Here is a 1,272-nt window from a genome sequence, read left to right on the forward strand (position 1 = left end):
CGGCGGTCGAGCGGGCGGCCAGCGGAAACCGGTGGAGCGCCGGCGAAGGAAACGGAAAGAACAAGAATGAAAGCACCGCAGAGAGCGGTCCAAAAGGCGGCGAAGGAGCATGGACATGACGACCGAGTACGCGCTGGTTTCCGCCGAGGCGCCGGCCGACGGCCGGGCTGTGGTCGAGGCCCGGGTCCTCGGTGAGGTGGCGGCGTTGCTGCGTGACATCATCGGTGAGGAATATGTCATCGATCTGGAAATCGCGATGGAGACGTCGTTCAACACCGATCTCGAACTGGAGAGCATCGAGTTTGTCACCCTTGCCGATCGGATGCGGGAACGCTATGGCGACATGGTCGACTTCGTCGGCTTTCTCGCTGGCATGGGTGTCGACGAGGTCATCAACATGAAGGTCGGGCAGGTGGTCTCTTACATCGCCGGCTGTCTCGCCCCACGGTCGTAGCAGTGGCCGAGATTCTTGCGAACGGCGTCCGGCTGCACGTCCAGCGGCTGCCACCCAACGGTGGCCCGCAACCGGGGTCGCCCGTTGTCGTCACGGTGCACGGCATGGTCATGGACAACATGTCCAGTTTCTACTTCTCGCTCGGTAACAGTCTCGCCCATGCGGGCGCTGACGTGATCTGTTATGATCTTCGGGGTCACGGGCGCAGCGAGCGGACGCCGGCCGGCTACGGCATGGCGAACGCGATGGCGGATCTGGCGGCGATGCTCGACGCACTGGGTGTCGACAGTCCCGTCCACCTGGTCGGCAACAGCTATGGGGCCACCATGGCGCTGGCCTACGGGCTGGAGTTTCCCGAGCAGGTCGCGAGCCTCACGCTGATCGAACCGCCGTTCCTCATCGACGGCCTAGGCGCTGAGATGGCCAGGTCGCTCACGCAGGTTCTGGTCGGGCTTTCCGACGTCGAGGTCGAACAGTGGTTGGCGGAGTCCGCCGGTCGGGCCGTCAGCCGGATCACCCGCAGCGCCCAGTCACTGCTGCGGGACACCTCGATCGCGCAGGACATGCTCGCCACCGTCGCCTTCTCACCCGAGCGATTGGCGTGTCTGGACATACCCGTACTCGCGGTCTATGGGGGAAACTCCGACATCATCGGGCAGGCCGAGGGGCTCGCCAGACTTGTCGGCAACTGCACGCTGATCATCCTGGAGCATCACACGCATGCCGTGCTGCGCGAGGCCGCTGAATACCTGCGCAGGCTGATGCGGTGGTGGCTGTTCGACCGCGAGCACCCGATGCCGACCTACACCCGCGGCCCC

At 64.9% G+C, this 1,272-nt stretch carries 2 protein-coding genes; both read left to right on the plus strand.

Annotated features, from left to right (window positions below; translation table 11 throughout):
• Nucleotides 1-115: 115 nt before the first annotated feature.
• Nucleotides 116-454 (plus strand): acyl carrier protein, encoded by a 339-nt coding sequence (locus U9980_RS17470; protein ID WP_322768897.1) that lies wholly within the window; start codon nucleotides 116-118, stop codon nucleotides 452-454.
• Nucleotides 455-456: 2 nt separating this feature from the next.
• A partial coding sequence (locus U9980_RS17475; protein ID WP_322768898.1) for an alpha/beta hydrolase occupies nucleotides 457-1,272 on the plus strand: 816 nt, incomplete at its 3' end.

The organism is Protofrankia sp. Cr1 (genome assembly GCF_963555865.1).
Classification (GTDB): Bacteria; Actinomycetota; Actinomycetes; order Frankiales; family Frankiaceae; genus Protofrankia.

Coding starts and splice junctions, on each gene's coding strand:
- U9980_RS17470 (WP_322768897.1), top strand. CDS start 116: ATGACGACCGAGTACGCGCTGGTTTCCGCCGAGGCGCCGGCCGACGGC.